Source organism: Sodalis sp. RH15, from assembly GCF_047324255.1.
In the GTDB taxonomy this organism is placed as follows: Bacteria; Pseudomonadota; Gammaproteobacteria; order Enterobacterales; family Enterobacteriaceae; genus Acerihabitans; species Acerihabitans ligni.
The window spans coordinates 926,294-950,521 of the sequence record NZ_CP178738.1; the positions used below are offsets into that span (position 1 = coordinate 926,294).

The following is a 24,228-nucleotide window of genomic DNA, read 5'->3' on the forward strand; positions in this document are numbered from 1 at the left end:
AATAATGAAAATAAAAGCAGTAGCAATGTTGTCGTTAACCCTTCTCATGTTAAGCCCGCTGGCGGCGCAGGCCCGCGATCTCGGCGACGACATGGACGCCTTGGCGGCCAATTACAGCGCGGTAATGAAAACCGACGATCCGGCCACTCTTCAGCATGCGCTGAACGGCATGCACGATGCGGCGCTGGATGCGCGCAACGGCACCCCGCCCAAGCTTAAAGGACAGCCGGCCGACAGCGCGCAGATGAAAGACTTTCGTCAAGGCATCACGGATCTCATCGGCCAGATAGAGCAGGCGCAGGCCCTGGCGCAAAAGGGCGATATCAAGCAAGCCAAGGCAGTGGCGGCGCAATTCAAACAAACCGAAAAAGTCAATCACGCCAAATTCCGCTAAACACCCATCCATGATGGCCATTGCTCCCGCGCCCGGCGCAGGGCGGCAATGGCCTTACCCGCCGCCATCCTGTCCCGGCAAAGCAGCGTCGGGCCCGCATCTTTTATTATCCGCCGTCGATGCCTCGTTGCCGCAGCGTTTATATCCCCTGCCAGGCCAGCATAAACAGCAACATCCTGACGGGTTCCTGCGAGGGATGTTCACAGGAACGGTGGTTAAGCTGTGCATGCAAATGCAGCAATAAATGGCTGAACCTGTCCGCGTCGTTCAGGATCATTTTGACTCGAGCCAGGGCCTTGGTGCGGAATAATTGTCTGGCCAGCTTCTTATCGGATAAAAAGGCCACATGCTGAACGTTTGCCGCTTCGGATAAACTCACCAGGCTGTTGATTTCATCGCTGCTCATGTTTCCCGACTGTAGTCGGGCCATCAGCAACGGGAAATCGTCTTTAAACACCGGATTCACCAAGGTCTCTTCCTCCGTGACGCTTCCTTTGCCCACCGAACGGCTGATGGAGGCGATATTTTCCCCGGAGGGAATTTCCTTGCAACCGTAGCGGCAATAATGCGCCAGATAATGGTTATGAGGCCCCTTCGACTGGCGATACCGGACATTGAACCATAGCCGCTTCAGCGGATCGGATTTCAGGGCTACCGTGGCAATGGCAAAGGAATCAAAGGAAGCTCCCCAAACCCGGCCGTAGTCGTCTCCGGTATGGTTATCCAGCAAGGCCAACGTTTTTTTCAGGTTGCTAATGAAAAGCGACCAGGCGCGGTGCTGTATATTCTGGCCTGCGCCGGTTATTTGCAGCGCGGAATAGAACAGGGGCCGCAGCCGCGGCTGCTCTTTTGAGGACAGCAATTCCCGCATCAAAGCGTCACACAGGGAAAGTCCTTTACGAATAGCATTTGCCTGCGGCGCATAACGCGGACTCAGCGCGATCTCTGTTTCCCCTAATCCATAAAAAATGATTTTTTTCAAACCGGAATGCGCCAGGCTTTTTTCAGCGGCCAGGGCCAGCCGACAGGATTTATCATTGGGCAATCTGAAACCTTGCCGATAGCTAAGGCGTGAATCAATTCCGTGTTCCAACATCGCCGCTGATAGTGTTTTTTGGTAAGAAGCCAGTACCTGATCTCTGCCGGGAATATAAAAGAATTTTTTCTTCTTGTTATCAAACCTTATTTTTAACTCAATATTTTTATCGCCCCGCAATAGAAAAACGTTCTCGCCAGGCCCAGCGGATATTTCAAAATAATGGTTTTTTATTGTTAAATAGTCTACGCCGTCAGCATCCTTGGCGATACCCAGGCTATTTACCGGTGTTAAATCGCCGGTTTTTTTGCAAAGCTCATTTAAATTTTCCATAAGCTTTTCATAAAGCCTGATGGAAATATCGCTGTATACCGCCATGGAAATCGCCCACCGCGCGTGATATTCACGGCCGGTTAAGCGTCCGAACTGCCAATGGTTTTTCTCATTAAGGCATACCGGGTAGCCGGCATTGTCCTCATGGTGAATATCAAAGACTTCGTAGGCTTTCAGCCGGCTGTTGAAACGCAGCGGCATGACCTTGCCAAACAGGCGGACAGCCTGGAGATTTTCCCGCCTCTGTCCGCTTGCCGGCGGCAGAGTGATGCTGAAATGCATGTCAATCCTACCGTTAGGCCATGTGCGCAGGGTGCGGACATAACCGGAGGGCATCACCGATAATGCCGTTAAAACCCGCTCTATACCCCCATTGACGTGCTGGGCGCCCTGCATTGCTTGCATATCATAGTTAATTAGGGTCCGAAATAACGACAGCGCTATTTTCGGCCCGTCTGAAAAATGAATAACACCTTCATCATCAAAGGGCAGTATTTCGCCGGCGGCGGAAAACAATAACGATAACGCCAGCCGAGACGGATCGGGAACAGGTGAATAGAACGAACCAGAAACAGGCGATTGAAGCGCCGTCTGTCGCGCAGGCGGGTGATACGGACCGTCTCCTTCCAGCGGCTCAAGGGCGGTGAATGGCGCGATGGGCAAGGCGTAGAGTTGGTTGAGCCAGAGAACGGAATCGCCATATCCGTTCTGCGGCCGGGCTTGCCGAACGTCAGGTAAATAAGCGGCATCGGCCCATGCCCGCTCCAGCTGCCGTTCGCTCACTATCTCATACAGCAGTCCGGAGGCTTTTTCTTTGTTTTGCCAAATATGTTCCGGATAATCCGCGATGTTTTCCAACCAACGCTCTACTCCCCACCGTCCGAAGATCACATTGCTGCCCTTACTGTCCCGCAAGGCAAAGTGCTTTAGGAGTTCTTGCCGTGCGAAGCTGTCGCGGCTTTGCCCGACGACCCATTCCCTCATGGCCGCACCGTTTTCAAAGCGGCGAAAGGGCTGTTGGGCCCGGGGCAGATAGAGCAGCACATCCGGCGCCCCCGGCGCTTCTATCACCGCCAGATCGGTAGCGAGACAGCCGTTGATATCAAAAAGAGAGATATTTAAACGATGGCGGCCGTCCTCCCCAAGCCCCAGGGCTTGCATGTATATGCCAATATCCCCCGGGCTGGGCTGCTCCCGGTGGTGGCTTAGCGCGTTTACGATATGGATTAGATTCGCCAGGGCATGGAATTCTTGGTTGACGCGCCGGTAATGGTGCAGGGCATGCTGGTAAACCGCCGTCGGCTTCAGAGAGTCCAGCAGCGGATCCAGGTCCGATGGCTTGAAGAGCAATAGATCGCCGCGCCGGGTACCTGTCACGCTTGGGTTGCCGCGATACACGCCATAATCATCATCCAGGGCCGCCAGGTCTTCCGCCTCGCCGGTAAGATATTTTTTGATGGCAAATTCCGTGAGGGTCAGAGAACCTTTCGGCCTGTCCTCAAGACCCCGGCTGACGGGAGAATCAGGCGTGGACCGGGAAGTATCATTACGATGCAAAAAACAGTGGTCCGGATTGATTGAGACGCCAAAGCGCCGGCTGATGGCCTCGGCCAACTGCTGCGCCACAATGTTGGTTATGGCGGGATAACTGTCCCGCAGGTAATGCCGTAACTGTACATAAGGCGCCGCCCAAAATGGGCCGCGGAACATCGTGTTTTGGGTGGTCGTCTCCGGTGGTAACAAGGTCTCTGATGACAGGTTCAATTTTGTCGCCAACAACGCTTTCAGCGTAACCGTCTCCGGGTAGGCCAAGGCTTCGGACGGTGGCGTTGCCGCGAACTCGGTAATGGCGTTTGGCGGCGGCGCCAAAACAGCGGCAGACCTGCCGGGCGCGGCGCCGCTGACGGCGGGGAAGGGCATCGCCACGGCCATCAAACCCTGTGCGAGCACCTGCAATGCGCGGCGGACTGGGGCAATGACCGTGGAGAATAAAGCTGCGGACAACGAAGAGGCGGCAGATCCGGCAAGAGCCTGGCGATCATGGCGCCGATCCGTTCCCGGCCTGGTTGCCGTGGCGGGTATGTGCGGCTTTTTTATGCCGTAATAGGCTTCCGCGATGCGCTCCCGCTGAATTTGCCGGCGACGGCTGTCACAGGCCCAGAGCCGCGCCAGCCTGCGACCCTCCCTTTGTTCCCTTTTTTCCGCCGGATTCAGGATTATCCGGCCAAAGGGATCTGCCGCGGGCGTAGGGCTCTCCATGGCGGTTGCGCATAAGAGATGCCAGTATCGGCAGATGCGGGTAAAAAGCTGCGCCAGGGCCACGGGCAGTTTTAAACCGGCGCGGCGGGGAGCCGGTACAGAATGCCCGGCAAGATAATATTCGCCCAACAGCGCCAGCACGCCCAGTACCAGATAATCGCCTTCCGTGGGCGTGTTAAACCCGGCCAGAAAAGGAAGATTATCGAGCCCCACCCGATCCTCGATATGATTCTTGATAAAATTTGCCAAGAGCATCAATTTTTCGCTTTGGGGTAAAATGGTCAGGGCGAAAAAGGGGAATCCCTCTATCAGCACGCTGCCGATATTTTCTTCCCTGCGCCAGAGGCGATAAAATGAATGAGCGGCTGCCAGCAGGGAAAAAGGAATGCCCAGGCCGGTTTTATACAAGAGCGAGAGGGATAAACGATCCGCTTCACAGGAAGTGACTATTTTAATCAAGTGAAACAGCGTTCTTTTAAGATCTTCCGTGAACGGAACATTTTCTGTCGGTAATTCTTCAGGAAGGTCGTAATATATTTCACTATCATCATCTGTTTCATAATTCGGATCTTCACAATCAAAAAATTCTATTTCAGAATCATTGTTGTAAATATTATAATAATCTTTAAAGCCTTCGGTGATCTGCATTAATTTCCCCTTGTGGATTTATTATGGGTATTGGCGTGATATCCTTCTGACGGTATTTTTCCGAATCGCTGAGCAAGAGAAGTTAACCCATAATAAAAATCGGCACGCCGGGTTTACGGCATAAAAGTGGTAAATAACTCTTTATAGGCAATAAATAAAAGACGAAAATCGCTTGATGTTAATATGGAATGTTAATGAGATAAAGTTAATGGACTAATTATATAAGCAATATTACTGCCGTTCCATACCGGCAATGGGACGAAAATGTTCGTTATCGGAGCTGATCATATGATATGAACCTCCTATGCGTCATAGCCTGGCCGCACCTGGGGACGTTCGCAATTGCGATATCCACCGGGCTTGAAAGGCCATCATGGGTGCCGGCAGGCGCCTGGATTAGCATGATATTCCTGCATTAAAGGGGGCGATTTGACGAGGGGTATGACAGTTGGGGCGAATGAAATATCAAAATTTATCATATATTAAACTTATATTTTAAAAATGAAGTATTATTTTATTAATTCATCAAAAACTGCATTTTCATGCTGGTTAACGAGGCTAGGTGAGTTAAAAAGCGCTTTGCGGCCGCATTAAGCGGGTCAGATCACTTTCGTGAACGTTATTTCCGTTTCAAACTGGAAAAATAGCGGCTACAAACCCGGCGATATTAACGCTAGGGTAAATCATCAATAGCCCCACCATTGGGTGGCGCTGCAACTTGAAATCTATTGGGCATATTCATTTCGCTAAGGACGATATGGGAGTACACAGTGGTGGATAAAGCCGTACCCGCGACCGGGGGAAAGAATGAACTGGAACCGTTGTCCGCGGCGCTGATCGAAAAAGTGTTGGCGGGCATCATGGAGATGATGAAAACGAGAAATATTCAGGTCAATACCGTGCAGGAACAAATGCTGCATTCCCATGTACGGGCAATGGTTCTGCGGTCCCTTACCGGTGAGCCGTTACCCGAGGTGGATGAAAGCCTGTTTGATGAAATCTCTCCGGATTCCATGTTAATGGCAAAAAAAGTGGTAAATGAATTAGGCAATTTACCGGTGGAAGAGGCCTATTTATTATCGGTTCATTTTGAAGTGGCGAAAGACAATACCGCTAAATAAAGTTGGAGGACATTTTATGGGTCAGGTAACAGTGGTCATCGGCGATCGTTTGGGTAAAGGCCAGAAAGTAGCCCAGGGCATTGAGCAGGCCGGCGGCAAAGCGATTGTCGTGCCCGGCATGGCCGCGGATATGAAGCTAGGGGACGTCATGCAAAAAGAGCAGGCGGATTTCGGCATCTCTTTTTGCGGCAGCGGCGGCGCCGGCGCCATTACCGCGCAGAATAAATACGGTTATAAAGCGAAATACGGCATGAGGTCCATTGAAGAGGGCGTCACTGCTATTCAGGAAGGATGCAAAGTGCTGGGTTTCGGTTTTATGGATAAGGAAGAGTTGGGGAAAAAGCTGATTGAAACCTGGCTTAAAAAATACGGCGCCGCCTGATGAAAGAGCAGTCGGTCATTAAAGTCAGGGTGGCGGGCAAAGGCGAAACCAAGAACGGTGCGCTGGCCGCCGCGTTAAGCCAGGTTCAGCCGTCGGTAATGAAATCCACCGGCGCCGTTTTGCTGCGTATCGAACCCATGCAGGTGGACGTGGTGAGCGCGGAAGAAATCCGCACGGTGGAAAAATTTCTTTTTTTCTTTCTGCCCCGGGAAAAGAGGAGCTACAGCGTGGTGTTGGATATTACGGTCAGCATCATCATGATCGATCCCGAAAAAATCCCTTTTTCTCAGCGTTAATCAGGTGGGTTAATACAAAAGGATAATCCGATGTTTCTCATCATTTTAATCAAGTCTCTTATTATCGGTGGGCTGGTGGGATTTGGCGTGGGCGCCGGAGCGGCCCGCATGTTCCATGCTCCCACCATTCAGGGCATGGGGGCGTTTCGTACCTTGGGAGAGCTGAATTCGTGCGAAGGGGATCCTGCATCCCATTTTTCCTTCGGCCTGGGATTTTTCTTTAACGCCTGGGCGTCTTCGGTGGCGGCCGGGTCTTTTACCCAGGATGTGGATCACCGCATTATCCCGCACTGGGGCGCGGCGGTGCTGATGATAAAAAACCGCCGGCTGGACCAGACCATGCACGATCCGCGGCGTATGGCCATTGCCTGCGGCATCATCGGCATGGTGGTGGTGGCGTTTCTTAACTCCACGGCTTCCGCCGTTCCGGCCGCGCTGCAGGTGACGGCGGTGAAGGTGCTGGTGCCTGCCGCCAATATTCTGGTGAACACCGTGATGCCGGTTATTTTCTGGCTGGCGGCCATTGATGCCGGCAAACGTTCGGGTTTTTGGGCGACGATTTTCGGCGGCCTGGCGCAATTGATCATGGGTAACGCCGTGCCGGGACTGGTGCTGGGGATTCTGATCGGCAAAGGGGTGGAAGAGGGCGGCTGGAACAAGATTACCGGCATCATGATGACGGCCATCGTGGCGCTGTTTGTCCTGAGCGGATTTTTCCGCGGTTTCGATATGAAAATGCTGCAGTCTTTCAGCCTGGGCGTTCCCGGCTGGCTGGACGCTATCCATAACCAGCTGAGCGGTAAATAACCTCGAGGGGATCCTGAAAATGGAACAAGAAAAACGCGGTTTTTGGTATGCCGACTGGTCTTTCCCGATCTTTGTCGGGGTACTGTCCGCCGGCATTTTCGCCGGTACCCATATGTATTATCTCTACGGCATCGGGGCGTTCAATGAAGTGGCGTTTGTCTCCATGCTGCGCACCGGCATAGATACCGGGGTATACGGCGCGGTGGCGGCCTTTGGCGCCAGCTTTCTGTTTGCCCGCATTATCGAAGGTTCGCTGGTGGGAATCCTGGATATCGGCGGCGCGCTACAGACCGGCGTAGGACTTGGGGTACCGGCGCTGCTGCTGGGGGCCGGCATTAAATATCCGCTGCAGAATTTCGCCGCGTCGCTGGCCACCGGCCTGGTGCTGGGGATAATTATCGGCTGCCTGATTATCCTGGCGCGCAAGTTCACCATCAACCAGAGCAATTCCACTTATGGGGCGGATGTCATGATGGGCGCGGGTAACGCCTCCGGCCGTTTTCTCGGCCCGCTGATCATCCTGTCCGCCATCACGGCGTCGATCCCTATCGGTTTGGGTTCTCTGCTGGGGGCGCTGCTGTTTTATCTCTGGAATAAGCCCATAACCGGCGGCGCCATTCTGGGCGCGATGATACTCGGGGCAATCTTCCCCATAGCGCTGTAACCACGTATATCAGGTGCGTTATACGGAGAATGGCAAATGTATGATCTCATTATAAGACGGGCAAAAAACAGTGACGGCAGCCTGACGGACATTGCCGTCCGTAACGGCAGGATAGCGGTTGTCGGGGAGGTGGACGAGCACGCCGCCGCCGCACAAACCCTCGACTTGCAGGGGGCGGTTTTCGCCAGCGCCGGCTGGATTGATGCCCATGTCCATTGTTACGCCAAATCGCCGGTTTATCACGATGAGCCGGATTTGGTAGGGGTTGCCGGCGGGGTCACCACCGTTATTGACGCCGGCAGCACCGGCGCCGATGACGTGGACGATTTCTACCGGCTCACCCGGGCGGCCGAGACTCAGGTGTACGCGTTTTTAAATATTGCCCGTACCGGCATCGTCACGCAGGATGAACTGGCGGACATGACGCGAATCGATCCGGTTGCCGTCCGTGAGGCGCTGCAAAACCATCCCGGTTTTATTATCGGTCTCAAGGCGCGCATCAGCAGCAGCGTGGTGGGAAGCAACGGCATCAAGCCACTGGCGCGCGCCAAGGAGATGCAGCGGGAAACGCCTTCGCTGCCGCTGATGGTGCACATCGGCAATAACCCGCCGAGCCTGGATGAAATCGCGGATCTGCTCACTTCCGGCGACATCATTACCCACTGTTTCAACGGCAAACCCAACCGGATTTTATCCGCCAACGGCGAACTGCGCTCCTCGATAAAACGCGCGCTGGGGCGTGGTGTGCGCCTGGACGTCGGACATGGCACCGCCAGCTTCAGCTTCGCCGTCGCCGAACAGGCGATCAAACAGGGCATTTTGCCCTATACCATCAGTTCCGATATTTATTGCCGAAACCGCATCAACGGCCCGGTGCATAGCCTGGCGGCGGTCATGTCGAAATTTTTTACCCTCGGCATGAGCCTTGAAGAGGTTATCCAATGTGTCACCGCACACGCCGCCGAGGTATTGCGTTTACCGTCTAAAGGACGCCTGGCCGTGGGCGCCGATGCGGATTTGACGTTGTTCGATATCCGTACCGAACCTCAGGTCCTGGTGGATTCCGAAGGACTGTCCGTTACCGGCGAACGCCATCTGGCGCCGCTGGCGGCCGTGGTGGCGGGTAAGGTCCTGTTAACCGATGAAGGGAAATCAAAAAATGTCTTCAATCTATGAGCAGTATCAGCTGAAGCAGGTAATAAACGCCTCCGGACGCATGACGATTCTGGGCGTGTCCACCCCGGCCTCGGACGTGGCTGAGGCGGTTAATTACGGCTTGAACCACTTTTTTGAAATGAAGGATCTGGTGAATAAAACCGGGGCCTATATCGCCGGCCTGCTGAAGGTGGAAAGCGCGGTGGTGGTTTCCTGCGCCTCCGCCGGCATCGCCCAATCCGTTGCCGCGGTGATTGTCAAAGACGATGCGTGGCTGTTGGAAAACCCGTATGAAACGGCATCCGGCGTGGCCCGGGATATCGTGTTGCCAAAAGGCCACAACGTGAATTTCGGTGCGCCGGTCTCCACCATGGTGGCCCTGGGGGGCGGTAAGGTCGTGGAAGCCGGCTATGCCAACGAATGTTCCGCCGCCCAGCTGGCGGCCTGCATTACGCCGCGCACCGCCGCCATTCTCTACATCAAGTCCCACCATTCGGTGCAAAAAAGCATGCTGTCGGTGGCACAGGCCGCCGCCGTCGCCCGTGAACACCATGTGCCCCTCATTGTCGACGCCGCCGCCGAAGAAGATCTGACGGTCTATTACCAACAGGGGGCGGACCTGGTGATTTACAGCGGCGCGAAGGCCATTGAAGGCCCCACCAGCGGTTTGGTCCTGGGTAAAAAACAGTTCGTGGAGTGGGTAAAGCTGCAGTCCGGCGGTATCGGCCGCGCGATGAAAGTGGGCAAGGAGGGCATTCTCGGCCTGACCCAGGCGATAGAGAGCTATACCCGGCTGCCCAAGACCACCGGACGGCAAATGGTGGATAAAATGACGCCGTTTATCAGCAGTCTGAACGCGCTGCGCGGCATATCGGCACGCGTGGTATGGGATAGCGCCGGACGGGATATCGCCCGCACGGAAATCACCTTTGATGAAGCCGCGCTCGGCTGGAAAACCAAGGATATCGTCGACGCGCTGAAAAACGGCGACATCGCCATTTATTTTCGGGGCTATCGCGCCAATGAAGGCAAGATTGAAGTGGATGTGCGCAGCGTGACGCCGCCGCAGCTGGAGACCATTGCCGCCTGTATCGAAAATCTGTTTAAAGGAGCCGAGGCATGAAACTTACGCCGAATTTTTACCGCGATCGCGTATGTTTGAACGTGCTGGCGGGATCCAAAGATAACGCCCGCGCTATCCATGCCGCCGCCGAGGGCCATGTGCTGGTGGGCGTGCTGTCTAAAAATTATGCCGATGTTCCGTCCGCCGTGGCGGATATGCGCGATTACGCTGCGCTGATCGACAATGCGCTGTCGGTGGGATTGGGAGCGGGGGACCCGCGCCAATCGCTGATGGTCAGCCTGATTTCCCGGCAGGTCCAGCCGCAGCATGTCAATCAGGTCTTTACCGGCGTCGGCGCCAGCCGCGCCCTGCTGGGCCAAAGCGAGAGCGTGGTGAACGGCCTGGTTTCCCCCACCGGTAAAGCGGGCTGGGTGAAGATTTCCACCGGGCCCCTCAGCTCGGCGGCGCCCGACGCCATAGTGCCCATTGAAACCGCCATCGCGCTGTTGAAAGACATGGGCGGCAGTTCGGTGAAGTATTTCCCCATGGGAGGATTGAAAACCCGGGAAGAATTTGCGGCGGTGGCCCGCGCCTGCGCCGAACATGATTTTGCCCTGGAGCCTACCGGCGGTATCGATTTGGCGAATTTTGAACCGATTTTGACCATCGCGCTGGAAGCCGGCGTCGGCAAAATCATCCCCCATATCTACAGTTCGATTATCGACCAAACCAGCGGGCTGACTCGTCCGGTGGACGTCAAGGCCCTGCTGGCGATGGTGAAAAAGCTGCTGGGCTGAACGTCCGCTCGCGGAATCCCCGTTTATCCGACACGCCGTGAGAGATAAGGAAAAATATGAAAAGTAATTACGGGTTTATGATTTCCGGCTTAACCGCCGCGATGCTGGCCGTATCCGCCACGCCGCTATACGCCGCCCCAAAAGCCCCGGCCGCGCGTTATGCTTACGTCGGCACCTATAATCCGAACGGCGAGGGCGTTTACCGTTTTGATTTCAACGGCAAAACCGGGGCGCTCACCAACCGGACGCTGGTAAGCCAGTTGCCGAACCAGGCGCAAATGGTGGCGGCTCGCGACGGCCAGACGCTGTATATCGGCAACGAAATCGACAATTACAACGGCGGCAAGCACGGCGCGGTGGCGGCTTACCATATCAATCCCCAGGATGGCAGCCTGAGCCTTATCAATCAGGTGGACTCCCAGGGCGCCGGCCCGGTCTTTCTTTCGCTGACGCCCAAGGGCGACCATCTGCTGGTGGCAAACTATATCAGCGGCGTGGTGGCGTCATTCCCCATCGACGCCGGCGGTAAAATAGGTGAGACCGGCTCAAGCCAGCAGGATTCCGGTCCGGCCGGGGCGGGAAAACCGGCGGCGGCGGCGGAGGGCAGCTTTGCCGTCAGCGATCATAATGGTCCCCATGCCCATATGGTCGCGGCCGATCCCAGCGGCAAATTCGCTTTCTCCACCGATTTGGGACTGGACCGGATTTATCAGTGGAAATTGAACGATGCCACTGGGGCGCTGGAAGCCAACGATCCGCCCTTTATCAACGCGTCATCGGCCGGCGCCGGTCCGCGCCATTTCGTATTCCATCCCAACGGCAAGGTCGTCTTCCTGATTAACGAAGAGGCCTCGGTGCTCACCAGCTATCGCTTCGACAATGCGAAGGGCACCCTGACGCAGTTGCACAGCCTCTCTTCGTTGCCGGCGAATTTCAAAGGCACCAATTTCGCCGCCGGCATCGTGTTGAGTAAAGACGGCCGCCATCTTTATGTGGCCAATCGCCTGCATAACAGCATCGCGCAAATCAACGTTACCGGCGAGGGCGCCATGGCCTGGGGCGGCGAGATCTGGACGCGCGGAGATTACCCGCGCACACTGACGATGTCGCCGGACGGCAGATATATTTTCGCAATGAATCAGCGAAGCGATAACATCACCCGGTTCCGGGTGGCCGGCGGCAGCGGCAAATTAGCGTTTGTTGACGATTACATTCCGGTGGGCAGCCCATCGCAGATGGTGATTGCCCCTTGAAAAGAGAATTCCTTGCACAGAGTATTCCCTAACCAGCGATACGCCGGGCTGACGGCGTAAGTAGGTACAGCGGCACGGGATAACAGGATGCCGTCCCGGACCGAATCGAAAGCGCTGTTTGCCGGCAATAATGATTGGAAGGATAATGGTGAGATTTCCCTATCAACGATTGGCCCACTTGTTTGACGCGCTGCAGCTCGAAACGCTGCCGCAGGACGAGCTGGCAAAACGCCTGGCAGTCTCAACACGCACCGTGCGGGCGGATATTATTGCTTTAAACGAAATTATCGCGCAGTACGGGGCCGCCTTTGTGTATAACCGCGGCAGCGGCTATCAATTGAAAGTAGATGACCCGTCGCTATTCTCCACCCTGCAACAGACGGTAAACCATCGCGTCAATCCGACGCCGCGCACCGCCTCGGATCGGGTGGATTATCTGTTGATCCGCTTTTTGACCTCCGCGTTCTCGTTAAAGCTGGAGGATCTGGCGGATGAATGGTTTGTCAGCCGTGGAACGCTGCAAAATGATATGGCCGAGGTGCGTGAGCATCTGGCGCGCTATAACCTGAATATTGAAACCAAGCCGCGCTACGGCATGAAACTGTTCGGCGCCGAGCTGTCTATCCGGGCCTGTTTGACCGACCTCTTGTTCCAGCTCGATGCCGGGGATCACGCCAATCCGCTGCTGAAAACCGAAAGCCTGGATCGCGGGACCTATGAAAAGCTTACCCGTTTTATGCATCAACTGCTGGCGCAATCGTCCATCCGCCTCACCGATGAAAGCGAGCGTTATCTGAATTTTTATTGCGCCGTGGCCATCAAGCGCATCGCCGGCGGTTTTCCCCTGACGGAGTTCGAGGCGGAAGAGGGCGATCCGGCGGTGAAACAGATATCGGTGCGGCTGATGGCAGAGCTGAAATCCCTGGCGGGCAAAGAGATCCCGGCGGCGGAAGAGGCTTACCTCAGGGTGAATATCGCCGCGCGGCGGGTGCAGAATATCCTGCCCACGGATATTAACGCTGACGACGACGAGTCGCTGGTGGACTATATCCTGTCCTATATCAATACCCACTATAACTACGATTTACGTGGCGATAAGCAGTTGTGTACCGATCTGCTTACTCACATCAAGACCATGATTACCAGGGTAAAATATCAGATTAATATCCCCAATCCGCTGTTGGCCAAAGCCAAGCAGCATTATCCCATGGCCTATGATGTCACCCTGGCGGCGGTGAACAGCTGGGGCAAATATACGCCGTATGTGATAAGCGAAAATGAAATCGGCTTCCTGGTGCTGCATATCGGCGTGGGTCTGGAGCGCCATTATGATATCGGCTATCAGCGTCATCCCCAGGTGCTGCTGGTGTGCGATAGCGGTAACTCTACGGTGCGTATGATTCAGGCGCTGCTGAGCCGCAAATACCCGCAAATCAGCGTGACCCGGGTCATTTCATTGCGGGAATACGAGAGATTGCCGGCGTTGGAGGAGGATTTTGTGATTTCCACCGTTCGGCTGGAGGAAAAGAACAAGCCGGTGATGGTACTGGCGCCGTTTCCCAGTGATTACCAGCTTGAGCAACTGGGTAAACTGGTGCTGGTGGATCGTACCCGGCCTTATATGCTGGAAAAGTTTTTTCATGAAAATTATTTTATGATCGTTGATAAGCCCATGGATCAACAGGATCTGTTCAAGCGGGTGTGCGGGCAATTGAAACGCGATGGGTTGGTGGGTAAAGATTTTTATCCGTCGGTGGTTGAGCGGGAAGCCATTGTCAGCACGCTGCTGGGGGACGGTATCGCATTGCCCCATTCGCTGGGATTGCTGGCGAAAAAAACGGTGATTTATACCATATTGGCGCCCCAGGGTATTCCGTGGGGCGATGGCGAAATCGCCTACGTGGTTTTTTTGCTGGCCATTAACAAGACTGATTATGAAGAGGCGATGGCGATTTACGAGCTGTTCGTGAATTTTGTCCGTGCGCGCGCCATGCCCAGGCTGCGGGAGAGCCGTGATTTCGCCGGCTTCAAGGCGGTGGCCATTGATAGCCTGAGCCGGGCTTAATCAGTCTTCGTTAAAGCCGGCGTTGAAGAGTTCAATGATAGCCGCCAGCGCCCGTTCTTCATCAGGGCCGGTGGCTTCGATTTCAATCAGCCCGCCCTTGGCGGAATCCAGCATCAGCAGCGCGATAACGCTGCTGGCTTCCGCTTCGGTCCCGAAGTCGTTGCGCAACAGCACCTCGGCGTCAAAGCTTTGCACCAGATCGAATAATTTCATGGCTGGCCGGGCATGCATGCCGAGACGATTCTTGATTTCCACCGTTTGCTTGACTGTCATGAGCGTTTTTCCAGGGTTCGGTGTCTGGATTGGACATTTTTGCCGCGGGAGCGGAAATAATCCGCCAACTGCTCGGCAACATACACTGAACGGTGTTTGCCGCCGGTACAGCCAATGGCCACCGTTAAATAGCTGCGGTTGTTGGTCTCCAGCATCGGCAGCCACAGTTCGAGATAACTTCGGGTTTGGTAAATGAAATTATGGACTTCGGTGTGCCGGTCGAGAAAGGCCGCCACCGGTTTATCCAGACCGGTCATCGGCCGCAGTTTCGGATCCCAGTGCGGGTTGGGCAGGAATCGTACGTCAAAAACATAGTCCGCATCGATGGGCAGGCCGTGTTTGTAGCCGAAGGACTCAAACACCATGGTCAATTCGCGCTCGCGTTTGCCCAGCAGCCGGGTGCGGAGCATTTCCGCCAGTTCATGCACCGACATTTCCGAGGTGTCGATAATCAAATCGGCCCTGGAGCGCAGCGGTTCCAGCAGTTCGTTCTCCTGATCGATGGCGCTTTCCAGCGACAGGTTCTTGCTCGACAGCGGGTGCAGGCGCCGGGTATCGCTATAACGGCGGATCAGGGTGCTGCGCTCGGCGTCGAGAAACAGCAACTGCGGCGAAAAGCTTTGCGGCAGGTTATCCATTGCATGCTCGAAAATTTCCGGCGTTTCGGGCATGTTGCGCACGTCAATACTGACCGCGGCGGAAATATTGCGATCCGCCAGGGTGGCGGCCAGCTGCGGCAGCAATACCACAGGCAGGTTATCGACGCAATAAAACCCCATATCTTCCAGCGCGCGTAGCGCCACTGACTTCCCTGAACCGGATCGACCGCTGACAATCATCAGCACCATGACGACTCCCCTCTGGCATTAACATCGACGCATTGGCGAAGAGGCCGCTATTTCCGCCAATCAAACCCCGCGGGTCGGTAAGCGTAGGACACTGCGCGTTAAGACCCGGCTTCTGTTTCCGTCATGATTTCATAAAGTTCTTCGTCGCTTTGAGCGGCGCGTAGCCGGCGGCAGACCGTTTTATCAGCCAGACGCTTGGCTACCAACGATAGCGTATGCAGGTGCGTTTTGCATTGTTCCGCCGGCACCAGCAGGGCAAAAAGCAAATCCACCGGTTGATTATCGATGGCATCGAAGGCGATGGGCTGCTCCAGGCGGATAAATACCCCCACCGCCCGCAGCGTGTCCTCTTCCAGTTTGCCGTGGGGGATCGCGATTCCATTACCGATACCGGTACTGCCCATGCGTTCACGGGTTAATACGGCGTCAAATACCACCTGCGGCGCCAGGTTAAGCTGTTTGGCCGCCAGTTCGCTGATAATTTCCAGCGCGCGTTTTTTGCTCTGGCACTGAATGGAGCCGCGGGTGCATTCAAGGCTTAACACCGTATTGATTTGCATTGCTGTATCGTTAGTCATTTCGTTTCACTTAGGCGCTGATTCACCTTTAAGACTCATCGGCCCATTATACCCGTCATCTTGCGAGTCGCGGGTGTGTTGGCTTAGTTACTCGGCTCATCCATGAGCCTCGCCATTACGAGCCGATGCGAGGTCAGGCTGCGACAATGGCTACAGTGAATTAAAACTGTTTCAGTTTATCTTTATGCTTATTAAGTTGACGCGCCAGCTTATCTATCAGCAGATCGATGGCGGCATACATATCATCCGCTTCCGAAGTCGCGTGCAGCTCGCCGCCATTGACATGTATCGTCGCTTCAGCGATCTTCTGCACCTTTTCGACTTTTAGAACAATATATACCTGATTGATTCGGTCGAAGTACTGTTCAAGCTTGGAAAATTTCGCAGTAACGAAATCGCGTAACGCATCGGTGATATCAACACGCTGTCCGGTAATATTCAGCTGCATAGTGTCTTCCTTCTCTGTGGAGGTCAAACCAATTGTTTTCGCTGGTTCGACGGCGGGATGGATAAGGACTCACGATATTTTGCCACGGTACGCCGTGCTACCATAATACCCTGATCGGAAAGCAGGGTAGTCAGCTTGCTGTCGCTGAGCGGCTTCGCCGGGTTTTCTGCGGCGATCAGTTTTTTCACCAGCGCGCGAATGGCCGTTGAGGAAGCTTCTCCGCCCCCTTCGGTATTGACGTGACTGGAGAAAAAATATTTAAGTTCGTAGATACCGCGCGGGCTGTGCAGATATTTTTGCGTGGTAACGCGAGATATGGTTGATTCATGCATATCCACCGCCTGGGCGATATCCGCCAGCACCATGGGACGCATAAACTCTTCCCCCTGTTCGAAAAATGCCTGCTGCTGCTCTACGATGCAGCGGGTGACTTTCAACAGGGTGTCATTACGGCTTTCAAGACTTTTAATCAGCCAGCGGGCTTCCTGCAGGTGGCTGCGGATAAACTGCCCGTCCGCATCGTTTCGGGTGGTGTTGCCCAGCGCCGCGTATTGCTGATTGATTTTAAGGTTGGGAATGCTGTCGGTATTGAGTTCCACCGTCCAGCGGTTATGCACTTTGCGCACCAGGACATCGGGTATCACATACTGCGATTCGGTGGTATTGATGGATTGGCCCGGGCGGGGATCCAGGGATTGAATCAGCGCCATCGCCGATTTCAACACCTCTTCTTTCAGCCGCGTCGACCTCAGCAGGGTACGGAAATCGTGGCTGGCCAGCAAATCCAGGTAATCGGTGACGATAAGCCTGGCTTCCGCCAGATACGGAAAATCCTTTGACAGCTGCGACAGCTGAATGAGCAGGCAATCACGTAAATCCCGCGCCGCCACACCCACCGGATCGAATCGCTGGACTCGTTTCAGCACCGCTTCCACTTCATCCATGGTCACGCTCTCTACGCCGATGCTCTCCAGGATATCTTCCAGCGGCACGGTGAGATAACCAGTCTCATCCACCGCATCCACGATGGAGGTGGCGATAGCGATGTCGGTGTCGGAAAAAGGCGTCAGCTCCACTTGCCACATCAGGTAATCCTGCAGCGTCTGAATGGTCTCGCCCTGGTAAATCGGCAGCTCCTCGTCGCGGTAATCCGTACCGGTGCCGGACGGGGTGCCCGCTGAATACATTTCGTCCCAGGTAGCGTCCAGCGGCAGTTCTTCCGGCATATCCTTTTGCTCCATCGCCTCGCGGGTATCGAGGGATTCGGAGTCGGGAGCGTCGTGCGGCGTGTCTATTTCTTCATGAACGTCCGATTGTTCGAGTAAAGGATTGCTTTCCAGCGCAGTCTGTATTTCCTGCTGGAGTTCAAGCGTGGACAATTGCAACAGACGTATCGCCTGCTGTAACTGCGGAGTCATGGCCAGTTGCTGACTAAACCTGAGTTGCAAACCTTGCTTCATATGATGCGTTAATTAACCTCATGGCCCTTCATTCTTCAGGACACCTTATCAGAGGCGGAACTCTTCGCCCAGATAAACACGTTTCACCTGCTCGTCCTGGAGGATTTCAGCCGGGGACCCGTGCGCGATGAGTTTACCCTGACTGACTATATAAGCACGCTCGCACACGTCCAGCGTCTCGCGCACATTATGATCGGTAATCAACACCCCGAGCCCGCTGTCGCGCAAATGTTCGATAATTTTTTTGATATCGATAACGGAAATCGGATCCACACCGGCAAAAGGTTCATCAAGCAAAATGAATTTAGGGTTGGCGGCCAGGGCGCGGGCGATTTCCACCCGGCGCCGCTCGCCGCCGGAAAGAGATTGTCCCATATGATCGCGCAGATGGGCGATATGGAACTCCTCCATCAGGGCATTGGCCCGGTCCTCGCGCTGGGCGCCGCTCAAATCCTTCCTGATTTGCAGCACCGCCATCAGATTATCATAGACGCTGAGGCGGCGGAAAATGGAGGCTTCCTGCGGCAGATAGCCGATACCCCGGCGCGCGCGGGTATGCAGCGGCAGGATACTGATGTCGTCGTCGTCAATAACGATGCGGCCGGCGTCGCGCTGAATGATGCCCACAACCATATAAAACGTGGTGGTTTTGCCCGCACCGTTGGGTCCCAGCAATCCGACAATTTCGCCTGAACTGACCTTGAGGCTGACGTTTTCCACCACGTGGCGGCCTTTGTAAGCTTTAGCCAGGTTTTCCGCGATTAATGTTGCCATAGGAGCTGTTAACCTTGTTAATTAGCGGTGGGTTTAACCGCCGGAGCGGCCTTCTTGGCCGGTGCGGCTTTAGCAGCCGGTGCGCCCGGCGCGGCCGGGGTTTTATCCTGCAACTGGGACGGCACCAGCACGGTTGTCACCCGCTTGCCTTTGTCGCTGAAGGCCTCCATCTGCTGCTGTTTCACCAGATAGGTAATACGATCGCCTTTGACGTTGCTGTCCAGCTGTTCGATGTAAGCGTCACCGGTAAGAATGACATAGTCGTTGGCCAATTCGTAACGCACCTTCTGCGCATGGCCCTTCACCGGTTTACCGCTGTCCTGCATCTGGTAGAAGGTAACCGGATTCCCGTAGCCTTCCACCACTTCCTTGCCCTGCACGCCGTTGGGACGGGTAATGACGACCTTATCCGCCCTGATATCGATGGAACCTTGTTTTACCACCACCGTGCCGGTCAGCGTCACGGTATTGGTGAGCATATCAACCGCCTGCTGCGCGGAGTCAACATTGATCGGCTGGTCGGTATCGCCGGTCAGCGCCATGGCCTTGGCGCTGAGCAGTAACAGCGCGCCGGCGGCGATGATGTTATGGATTTTGCTGCTGGTTCTGAATTTCATAAGAGGTCTTGACCTTTTCAATCAACTGGGCAGTCTTGCTTCGCAGATTTCCGCGCATCTTTGTGCCTACAGAGTTAAAGCCGACGCCATATAAGGTGACTACGTCATCAGAAGACACATCCTGCGTCACCAGATTCACTACCGCGTTATCGGTTCTGATGTGCTGCAGCTGTGATGTGTCGGTCAGGCTGTCTACCTGAACATGGCCATATAAATAAAGCATTTTATCACCGGTCAGCTTGGCCTGATCGGCTTTGACTGTCCAGGTCGCGACCTTGTTTTCATCGTACATCGTCGCCACCGGTCGGGTAAACCAGGTGATTTGTTCCACGGCATATTGTTTTACATGATCGGATATCAGCCGGTAGTTCAGGCTCCCCAAAGGGTTATAGACCGTAGTGACGGTATGCTCGCTCTGATAGGTCGGCTCGCCGGTATCCGTCACCGCCGGGGCCGTCGCGTTGTCGTTATCCGCCAGGTTCCAGCCGATGAGCACCAATACCACGATAACCAGCAGCAGGGTAACCCAATATTTTGTCTTACTCATACCGACTGCCCTTTGGCATCCTCAAGCTTCCCCTGCGCCAGCAACAACAGATCACAGACTTCCCGCACCGCGCCGCGGCCGCCGCGGATATGCGTCACGTAATCGGCCTTGGGCGATAACAGCGGATGGGCATCCGCTACGGCGATAGCCAGGCCAACCCGCGCCATCACCGGCCAATCAATCAGGTCATCGCCGACGTAAGCCACCTGCTCCTCTGTTAAAGAGAGTTTATCCAACAGGGCTTCAAAGGCCAAAAGCTTATCCGATTGCCCCTGATAAAGATGGACGATGCCCAGGGTTTTACAACGATCCTCCACCAATTTGGCGGAGCGGCCGGTAATAATAGCGACCTCGATGCCGGATGTCAGCAAGCTTCGGATACCGTAGCCGTCGCGCACGTTGAATGCTTTCAGTTCTTCGCCCTGGTTGCCTTGGTAGATCAGGCCGTCGGACAATACGCCGTCGACGTCGCAAATCAGCAGCCGGATATCCCGGGCGCGCCGTAAAACGGATTCTTCAACCGGTCCGTAGCATGTATCAATACGGGGGGTATCATGCATGGCGCAGTTCCTTCCTTGTTAAATGACGCCGGCGCGTAGCATATCATGCATATGCACCACGCCCAGCAGACGGTTTTGTTCCGCCACCAGCACCGAAGTGATATGCCGCGATTGCATAAGATTAAGCGCTTCCACCGCCAGGATGTTAGGGGTGACGCGGATACCGCCCGCCGTCATCAGGTCGGCGATGCGTGCCTTATTGAGATCCACGCCCATATCGAATACCCGCCGCAGATCGCCGTCGGTAAAAATACCTTCGATATTACCTTTCTCATCACAGATAACGGTCATACCGAGATTTTTACGGGTCATTTCCAACAGAGCGTCCCGCAGCGACGCGTCGCGGGGGGTAATGGGGATTTCATCGCCATTGTGCATGATATCGGCCACCCGCAGCAGCAATTTGCGGCCCAGCGAGCCGCCGGGATGGGAGAGGGCGAAATCTTCTGAGGTGAAGCCGCGGGCCTGCAGCAGCGCCACCGCCAGGGCGTCCCCCATGACCAGCGCGGCGGTGGTGCTGGCGGTGGGCGCCAGGCCGAGAGGGCAGGCTTCCAGGGGAACATGGACGCAAATATGGATATCCGCGGCTTTGGCCATGGCGCTTTCCGGCTTGCCGGTCATGCAGATCAGCGGAATGCTTAAGCGTTTCAACACTGGGATCAGCGCCAGGATCTCATTGGCTTCGCCGGAGTTCGACAGGGCAATAACGATATCCTGGGCTGCAACCATGCCCAAATCGCCGTGGCTGGCTTCGCCGGGGTGGACAAAAAACGCCGGCGTGCCGGTGCTGGCGAAAGTGGCCGCCATCTTGCGACCGATGTGGCCGGATTTGCCCATGCCCATCACCACGACCTTGCCGCTGCAAAAAAATATTTTTTCACAGGCGCGGCGGAAATCGTCGTTGATATATTGATCCAGCTGCGCTAGACCGGCCCGCTCTACGGCGAGAACCTGCTTACCGGCTGCCGGAAAGTCAAAGTCCGGCGCTAATGATAAATGTGACATAAATTCATCCTGATGGCCCGGCGGTGTATCCGGGCTAAATAAACAGCACCGTAAGATAGGCGGCGAAGGCACCTAACAGCAGACCGCCCATCATTGAATTGATCCTGTGGTGTTTGCGTAAACAGAACGCCGCCAATACTATGCTGGCCGCCAGCATGACCCAATAATCCCGCCGGACCGCCAGCGGGTCCAGCGGCCCGGGGGAGAGCAGGGCGGGGACGCACAGCACCAGGAGGCTATTGACGATATTGGAGCCAATGAGATTTCCCAGGGCAATATCGTTTTCTCCTTTCAGCGCGCCGGCAATCACCGTTGCCAGCTCCGGCAGGCTGGTGCCGACGGCCACGACCGTCAGGCCGATGACCAGCTCTCCCACCCCCAGCTGCCGCGCCAGTACGCCGGCGTTATCAATAACCATATGCGCCGAGACGGGCATGATGATAAACGCCAGCGCCAGCCACAGCACCGCTACGGTGTTGCCGCCGCCCCGCGGCAGCTCCGCCATCTGCTGACGGGTCAGGCTGTCGTCCGGCGAACGCAGTGCCGGCCGGGACATGTTCACTACGGCGGCAATATAACCGATGCCCGCCAGTAACAGTATCATACCATCCCGGCGGCTCAGGATGTTATCCGCCAGCAACATACCGCACAATGCCGTGGCAAACAGCAGCAACGGCAGCTCCCGCCGCAGGATATCCGAGTGGAACGCTATCGGCCTGAAAAGGGCCGCGCCCCCGGCGATAAGCAGGATATTGGCGATATTGGAGCCGATGATATTTCCTACCGCCAGGTCGTTTTCGTGATTCAGGGCGGCGGTAACCGAAATCATCAATTCCGGCAGGGAGGTACCCAACGACACCACGGTGCAGCCGATAAGCCATGGCGCGATCCCCAGCGAACGACTCAGGACGGCAGCACTGTAAACCAATCTATCCGCGCCATAAACGAGTAGAATAAGGCCGATAATAAGTAATGACGTGGTCAAAAACATGTAAAATCCTTGATTTGACTATAATCCTGGCCTGCCGGCGGCCGCTTCCTCCCCGCGGCGGGATAAATAAGTGCGTCTCATCTATGGCGTTGTCTGATTTTGACCGCCAGTAGACAAAAAGTAAAATCCGGCCGCCGATCCTATCTTAACGCCGATAGGTAAGTTTATGTAAAAGTTCGATGATTTGGCGCTATTCATTTAATATCGTAGGTTAGAGCTCTCAGTGAGAACGTATAGGCAGTGAAATAATATGAATCAAACGGCACCTCTGGTGGACATCCGCGGATTGAGTTTCCGCCGCGGCAATCGCCCGATATTCGATAACATCACCTTGCATGTCCCCAGAGGGAAAATCACTGCCATCATGGGGCCATCGGGCATCGGCAAAACCACTCTGCTGCGTCTGATAGGCGGTCAATTGGCCCCCGACAGTGGTGAAATCTGGTTCGATGGTGATAATATCCCGGCCTTGTCGCGGCGGCGGCTCTATGACGTGCGCAAGAAAATCAGCATGTTATTCCAGTCCGGCGCGCTGTTCACGGATATCAACGTGTTCGAGAACGTGGCGTTTCCCCTGCGGCAACATACCCGGTTGCCCGAGCCGGTACTGCGCACCACGGTGATGATGAAGCTTGAGGCGGTGGGTCTGCGCGGCGCCGCTTCCCTGATGCCGTCGGAGCTCTCCGGCGGCATGGCCAGGCGGGCGGCGCTGGCGCGGGCCATCGCTCTCGATCCGGAACTTATCATGTTCGACGAGCCTTTTGTCGGGCAGGATCCCATTACCATGGGGGTCTTGGTGAAGCTCATTGATGAATTGAACCACGCGCTGGGGGTCACCTGCATCGTGGTTTCCCATGACGTGCCGGAGGTGCTGAGTATCGCTGACTATGCTTATATCGTGGCCGAACAGCACGTCGTGGCGGAAGGGACGCCGGAGCAGCTGCGCACTAACGATGATGCCAGGGTGCGCCAATTTTTGGACGGCATTGCCGACGGGCCGGTTCCCTTCAATTATCCCGCCGCGGATTATAAAACCCAGCTTTTAGGTTCAGGGAGTTGACCGAGCCATGCTAACGCAAGCATTAGCGTCCATCGGACGCCGGGGCATTGAAGTCTGCCTTGCCTTCGGGCGGGCAGGCCTGCTGCTGTTTAACGCGCTGGTGGGTAAACCCGACTTTCGCCAACAGTGGCCGCTGCTTATCAAGCAGTTGTATAGCGTCGGGGTGCAGTCCCTGATGATAATTATCGTTTCCGGGCTGTTTATCGGCATGGTGCTGGGGTTGCAGGGTTATATCATCCTGACCACCTACAGCGCCGAGGCCAGCCTGGGCATGCTGGTGGCGCTATCGCTGCTGCGCGAACTGGGGCCGGTGGTCACCGCGCTGCTGTTCGCCGGCCGCGCCGGCTCGGCGCTCACCGCCGAGATTGGCTTAATGAAGGCCACCGAACAGTTGTCCAGCCTTGAAATGATGGCGGTGGATCCCCTGCGTCGCATTGTGGCCCCGCGGTTTTGGGCCGGGGTCATCAGCATGCCGCTGCTGACGGCGATTTTTGTCGCGGTGGGTATCTGGGGCGGCGGGGTGGTAGGCGTGGATTGGAAAGGTATCGATAGCGGCTATTTCTGGTCCGCTATGCAGGGCGCGGTGGACTGGCGTCAGGATTTGGTGAATTGCCTGATCAAAGGCGTGGTTTTCGCCATCACCGTGACCTGGATTGCGTTGTTCAACGGTTATGATGCGATTCCCACCTCCGAGGGCATCAGCCGGGCAACCACCAGAACCGTGGTTCATGCGTCCCTGGCGGTGTTGGGACTGGATTTCGTGCTGACAGCACTGATGTTTGGGAAGTGAGTTA

25 protein-coding genes are annotated in these 24,228 nt (G+C 55.5%); 13 read left to right on the top strand and 12 right to left on the bottom strand.

The window, feature by feature from the left end; translation table 11 throughout:
- Positions 1-4: 4 nt before the first annotated feature.
- The gene (gene cybC, locus ACL2XO_RS04305; RefSeq protein WP_203522912.1) at positions 5-394 is read left to right on the top strand and encodes a cytochrome b562; all 390 of its coding nucleotides are present in this window, start codon (positions 5-7) and stop codon (positions 392-394) included.
- 139 nt (positions 395-533) lie between these two features.
- On the opposite strand, the gene ACL2XO_RS04310 is transcribed toward cybC, so the two are convergent.
- Entirely contained in the window at positions 534-4,481 is a 3,948-nt protein-coding gene (locus ACL2XO_RS04310) for a dermonecrotic toxin domain-containing protein (protein ID WP_413742229.1), read from the bottom strand.
- 1,010 nt (positions 4,482-5,491) lie between these two features.
- Here ACL2XO_RS04310 and ACL2XO_RS04315 point away from each other — a divergent pair.
- From ACL2XO_RS04315 to ACL2XO_RS04360, 10 genes are all read left to right on the top strand, one after another.
- The gene (locus ACL2XO_RS04315) at positions 5,492-5,791 is read left to right on the top strand and encodes a PRD domain-containing protein (RefSeq protein ID WP_165934290.1); all 300 of its coding nucleotides are present in this window, start codon (positions 5,492-5,494) and stop codon (positions 5,789-5,791) included.
- A gap of 16 nt (positions 5,792-5,807) precedes the next feature.
- Entirely contained in the window at positions 5,808-6,173 is a 366-nt protein-coding gene (locus tag ACL2XO_RS04320; protein ID WP_132923585.1) for a glycine-rich SFCGS family protein, read from the top strand.
- On the top strand, positions 6,173-6,469 hold the full coding sequence (locus ACL2XO_RS04325; RefSeq protein WP_132923584.1) for a DUF4312 family protein: 297 nt from the start codon (positions 6,173-6,175) through the stop codon (positions 6,467-6,469). The genes ACL2XO_RS04320 and ACL2XO_RS04325 overlap by 1 nt, the downstream gene beginning before the upstream one ends.
- Before the next feature lie 30 nt (positions 6,470-6,499).
- A complete protein-coding gene (locus ACL2XO_RS04330; RefSeq protein ID WP_132923583.1) occupies positions 6,500-7,276 on the top strand; it encodes a DUF4311 domain-containing protein in 777 nt (258 codons plus the stop codon).
- 19 nt (positions 7,277-7,295) lie between these two features.
- Complete coding sequence (locus tag ACL2XO_RS04335; protein ID WP_132923582.1) at positions 7,296-7,940, top strand: DUF4310 family protein; 645 nt, start codon at positions 7,296-7,298, stop codon at positions 7,938-7,940.
- A gap of 36 nt (positions 7,941-7,976) precedes the next feature.
- Positions 7,977-9,116, top strand: coding sequence for an amidohydrolase/deacetylase family metallohydrolase (locus tag ACL2XO_RS04340; protein ID WP_413742230.1), 1,140 nt, complete (start codon positions 7,977-7,979; stop codon positions 9,114-9,116).
- The gene (locus tag ACL2XO_RS04345; protein WP_413742231.1) at positions 9,100-10,218 is read left to right on the top strand and encodes a DgaE family pyridoxal phosphate-dependent ammonia lyase; all 1,119 of its coding nucleotides are present in this window, start codon (positions 9,100-9,102) and stop codon (positions 10,216-10,218) included. Before ACL2XO_RS04340 ends, ACL2XO_RS04345 begins: the two co-directional genes overlap by 17 nt.
- Positions 10,215-10,955 (top strand): 2-dehydro-3-deoxy-phosphogluconate aldolase, encoded by a 741-nt coding sequence (gene dagF / locus ACL2XO_RS04350; RefSeq protein ID WP_132923579.1) that lies wholly within the window; start codon positions 10,215-10,217, stop codon positions 10,953-10,955. The genes ACL2XO_RS04345 and dagF overlap by 4 nt, the downstream gene beginning before the upstream one ends.
- Positions 10,956-11,011: 56 nt before the next feature.
- Complete coding sequence (locus tag ACL2XO_RS04355) at positions 11,012-12,208, top strand: lactonase family protein (protein ID WP_413742232.1); 1,197 nt, start codon at positions 11,012-11,014, stop codon at positions 12,206-12,208.
- A 145-nt stretch (positions 12,209-12,353) separates the two neighbouring features.
- The gene (locus ACL2XO_RS04360) at positions 12,354-14,273 is read left to right on the top strand and encodes a BglG family transcription antiterminator (RefSeq protein WP_413742233.1); all 1,920 of its coding nucleotides are present in this window, start codon (positions 12,354-12,356) and stop codon (positions 14,271-14,273) included.
- Here the strand turns inward: ACL2XO_RS04360 and npr are convergent, their stop codons facing one another.
- The 11 genes from npr to ACL2XO_RS04415 form a co-directional block, all read right to left on the bottom strand.
- Positions 14,274-14,546, bottom strand: coding sequence for a PTS phosphocarrier protein NPr (gene npr, locus ACL2XO_RS04365; RefSeq protein WP_132923577.1), 273 nt, complete (start codon positions 14,544-14,546; stop codon positions 14,274-14,276).
- Positions 14,543-15,394, bottom strand: coding sequence for an RNase adapter RapZ (rapZ, locus tag ACL2XO_RS04370; protein ID WP_132923576.1), 852 nt, complete (start codon positions 15,392-15,394; stop codon positions 14,543-14,545). Before rapZ ends, npr begins: the two co-directional genes overlap by 4 nt.
- Positions 15,395-15,492: 98 nt before the next feature.
- Positions 15,493-15,972, bottom strand: a complete 480-nt coding sequence (gene ptsN / locus ACL2XO_RS04375) for a PTS IIA-like nitrogen regulatory protein PtsN (protein ID WP_132923575.1) — start codon at positions 15,970-15,972, stop codon at positions 15,493-15,495.
- Positions 15,973-16,132: 160 nt separating this feature from the next.
- Positions 16,133-16,420: a ribosome hibernation promoting factor gene (gene hpf / locus ACL2XO_RS04380; RefSeq protein WP_132923574.1), complete on the bottom strand. Its 288-nt coding sequence runs from the start codon at positions 16,418-16,420 to the stop codon at positions 16,133-16,135.
- A 23-nt stretch (positions 16,421-16,443) separates the two neighbouring features.
- On the bottom strand, positions 16,444-17,880 hold the full coding sequence (gene rpoN, locus ACL2XO_RS04385; protein ID WP_132923573.1) for an RNA polymerase factor sigma-54: 1,437 nt from the start codon (positions 17,878-17,880) through the stop codon (positions 16,444-16,446).
- Between the two features lie 48 nt (positions 17,881-17,928).
- The gene (lptB, locus tag ACL2XO_RS04390; protein WP_132923572.1) at positions 17,929-18,654 is read right to left on the bottom strand and encodes an LPS export ABC transporter ATP-binding protein; all 726 of its coding nucleotides are present in this window, start codon (positions 18,652-18,654) and stop codon (positions 17,929-17,931) included.
- Positions 18,655-18,671: 17 nt separating this feature from the next.
- Positions 18,672-19,271, bottom strand: a complete 600-nt coding sequence (gene lptA, locus ACL2XO_RS04395; protein WP_413742234.1) for a lipopolysaccharide ABC transporter substrate-binding protein LptA — start codon at positions 19,269-19,271, stop codon at positions 18,672-18,674.
- Positions 19,240-19,818, bottom strand: coding sequence for an LPS export ABC transporter periplasmic protein LptC (lptC, locus tag ACL2XO_RS04400; protein ID WP_132923570.1), 579 nt, complete (start codon positions 19,816-19,818; stop codon positions 19,240-19,242). The genes lptA and lptC overlap by 32 nt, the downstream gene beginning before the upstream one ends.
- Entirely contained in the window at positions 19,815-20,378 is a 564-nt protein-coding gene (kdsC, locus tag ACL2XO_RS04405; RefSeq protein WP_132923569.1) for a 3-deoxy-manno-octulosonate-8-phosphatase KdsC, read from the bottom strand. The genes lptC and kdsC overlap by 4 nt, the downstream gene beginning before the upstream one ends.
- 18 nt (positions 20,379-20,396) lie before the next feature.
- On the bottom strand, positions 20,397-21,383 hold the full coding sequence (gene kdsD, locus ACL2XO_RS04410; protein WP_132923568.1) for an arabinose-5-phosphate isomerase KdsD: 987 nt from the start codon (positions 21,381-21,383) through the stop codon (positions 20,397-20,399).
- A 34-nt stretch (positions 21,384-21,417) separates the two neighbouring features.
- Positions 21,418-22,374 (bottom strand): calcium/sodium antiporter, encoded by a 957-nt coding sequence (locus ACL2XO_RS04415; RefSeq protein ID WP_413742235.1) that lies wholly within the window; start codon positions 22,372-22,374, stop codon positions 21,418-21,420.
- 250 nt (positions 22,375-22,624) lie between these two features.
- Here ACL2XO_RS04415 and mlaF point away from each other — a divergent pair, with 250 nt between their 5' ends.
- Positions 22,625-23,434 (top strand): phospholipid ABC transporter ATP-binding protein MlaF, encoded by an 810-nt coding sequence (gene mlaF, locus ACL2XO_RS04420; protein ID WP_132923566.1) that lies wholly within the window; start codon positions 22,625-22,627, stop codon positions 23,432-23,434.
- A gap of 7 nt (positions 23,435-23,441) precedes the next feature.
- On the top strand, positions 23,442-24,224 hold the full coding sequence (gene mlaE / locus ACL2XO_RS04425) for a lipid asymmetry maintenance ABC transporter permease subunit MlaE (RefSeq protein ID WP_413726494.1): 783 nt from the start codon (positions 23,442-23,444) through the stop codon (positions 24,222-24,224).
- Positions 24,225-24,228 lie beyond the last annotated feature (4 nt).

What these genes read in the sequence shown, in the direction of transcription:
- cybC (WP_203522912.1), top strand. Translation starts at nt 5, where the DNA reads ATGAAAATAAAAGCAGTAGCAATGTTGTCGTTAACCCTTCTCATGTTA.
- ACL2XO_RS04320 (WP_132923585.1), top strand. Translation starts at nt 5,808, where the DNA reads ATGGGTCAGGTAACAGTGGTCATCGGCGATCGTTTGGGTAAAGGCCAG.
- ACL2XO_RS04325 (WP_132923584.1), top strand. Translation starts at nt 6,173, where the DNA reads ATGAAAGAGCAGTCGGTCATTAAAGTCAGGGTGGCGGGCAAAGGCGAA.
- ACL2XO_RS04330 (WP_132923583.1), top strand. Translation starts at nt 6,500, where the DNA reads ATGTTTCTCATCATTTTAATCAAGTCTCTTATTATCGGTGGGCTGGTG.
- ACL2XO_RS04335 (WP_132923582.1), top strand. Translation starts at nt 7,296, where the DNA reads ATGGAACAAGAAAAACGCGGTTTTTGGTATGCCGACTGGTCTTTCCCG.
- ACL2XO_RS04340 (WP_413742230.1), top strand. Translation starts at nt 7,977, where the DNA reads ATGTATGATCTCATTATAAGACGGGCAAAAAACAGTGACGGCAGCCTG.
- ACL2XO_RS04345 (WP_413742231.1), top strand. Translation starts at nt 9,100, where the DNA reads ATGTCTTCAATCTATGAGCAGTATCAGCTGAAGCAGGTAATAAACGCC.
- dagF (WP_132923579.1), top strand. Translation starts at nt 10,215, where the DNA reads ATGAAACTTACGCCGAATTTTTACCGCGATCGCGTATGTTTGAACGTG.
- ACL2XO_RS04355 (WP_413742232.1), top strand. Translation starts at nt 11,012, where the DNA reads ATGAAAAGTAATTACGGGTTTATGATTTCCGGCTTAACCGCCGCGATG.
- ACL2XO_RS04360 (WP_413742233.1), top strand. Translation starts at nt 12,354, where the DNA reads ATGGTGAGATTTCCCTATCAACGATTGGCCCACTTGTTTGACGCGCTG.
- npr (WP_132923577.1), bottom strand. Translation starts at nt 14,546, where the DNA reads ATGACAGTCAAGCAAACGGTGGAAATCAAGAATCGTCTCGGCATGCAT.
- rapZ (WP_132923576.1), bottom strand. Translation starts at nt 15,394, where the DNA reads ATGGTGCTGATGATTGTCAGCGGTCGATCCGGTTCAGGGAAGTCAGTG.
- ptsN (WP_132923575.1), bottom strand. Translation starts at nt 15,972, where the DNA reads ATGACTAACGATACAGCAATGCAAATCAATACGGTGTTAAGCCTTGAA.
- hpf (WP_132923574.1), bottom strand. Translation starts at nt 16,420, where the DNA reads ATGCAGCTGAATATTACCGGACAGCGTGTTGATATCACCGATGCGTTA.
- rpoN (WP_132923573.1), bottom strand. Translation starts at nt 17,880, where the DNA reads ATGAAGCAAGGTTTGCAACTCAGGTTTAGTCAGCAACTGGCCATGACT.
- lptB (WP_132923572.1), bottom strand. Translation starts at nt 18,654, where the DNA reads ATGGCAACATTAATCGCGGAAAACCTGGCTAAAGCTTACAAAGGCCGC.
- lptA (WP_413742234.1), bottom strand. Translation starts at nt 19,271, where the DNA reads ATGAAATTCAGAACCAGCAGCAAAATCCATAACATCATCGCCGCCGGC.
- lptC (WP_132923570.1), bottom strand. Translation starts at nt 19,818, where the DNA reads ATGAGTAAGACAAAATATTGGGTTACCCTGCTGCTGGTTATCGTGGTA.
- kdsC (WP_132923569.1), bottom strand. Translation starts at nt 20,378, where the DNA reads ATGCATGATACCCCCCGTATTGATACATGCTACGGACCGGTTGAAGAA.
- kdsD (WP_132923568.1), bottom strand. Translation starts at nt 21,383, where the DNA reads ATGTCACATTTATCATTAGCGCCGGACTTTGACTTTCCGGCAGCCGGT.
- ACL2XO_RS04415 (WP_413742235.1), bottom strand. Translation starts at nt 22,374, where the DNA reads ATGTTTTTGACCACGTCATTACTTATTATCGGCCTTATTCTACTCGTT.
- mlaF (WP_132923566.1), top strand. Translation starts at nt 22,625, where the DNA reads ATGAATCAAACGGCACCTCTGGTGGACATCCGCGGATTGAGTTTCCGC.
- mlaE (WP_413726494.1), top strand. Translation starts at nt 23,442, where the DNA reads ATGCTAACGCAAGCATTAGCGTCCATCGGACGCCGGGGCATTGAAGTC.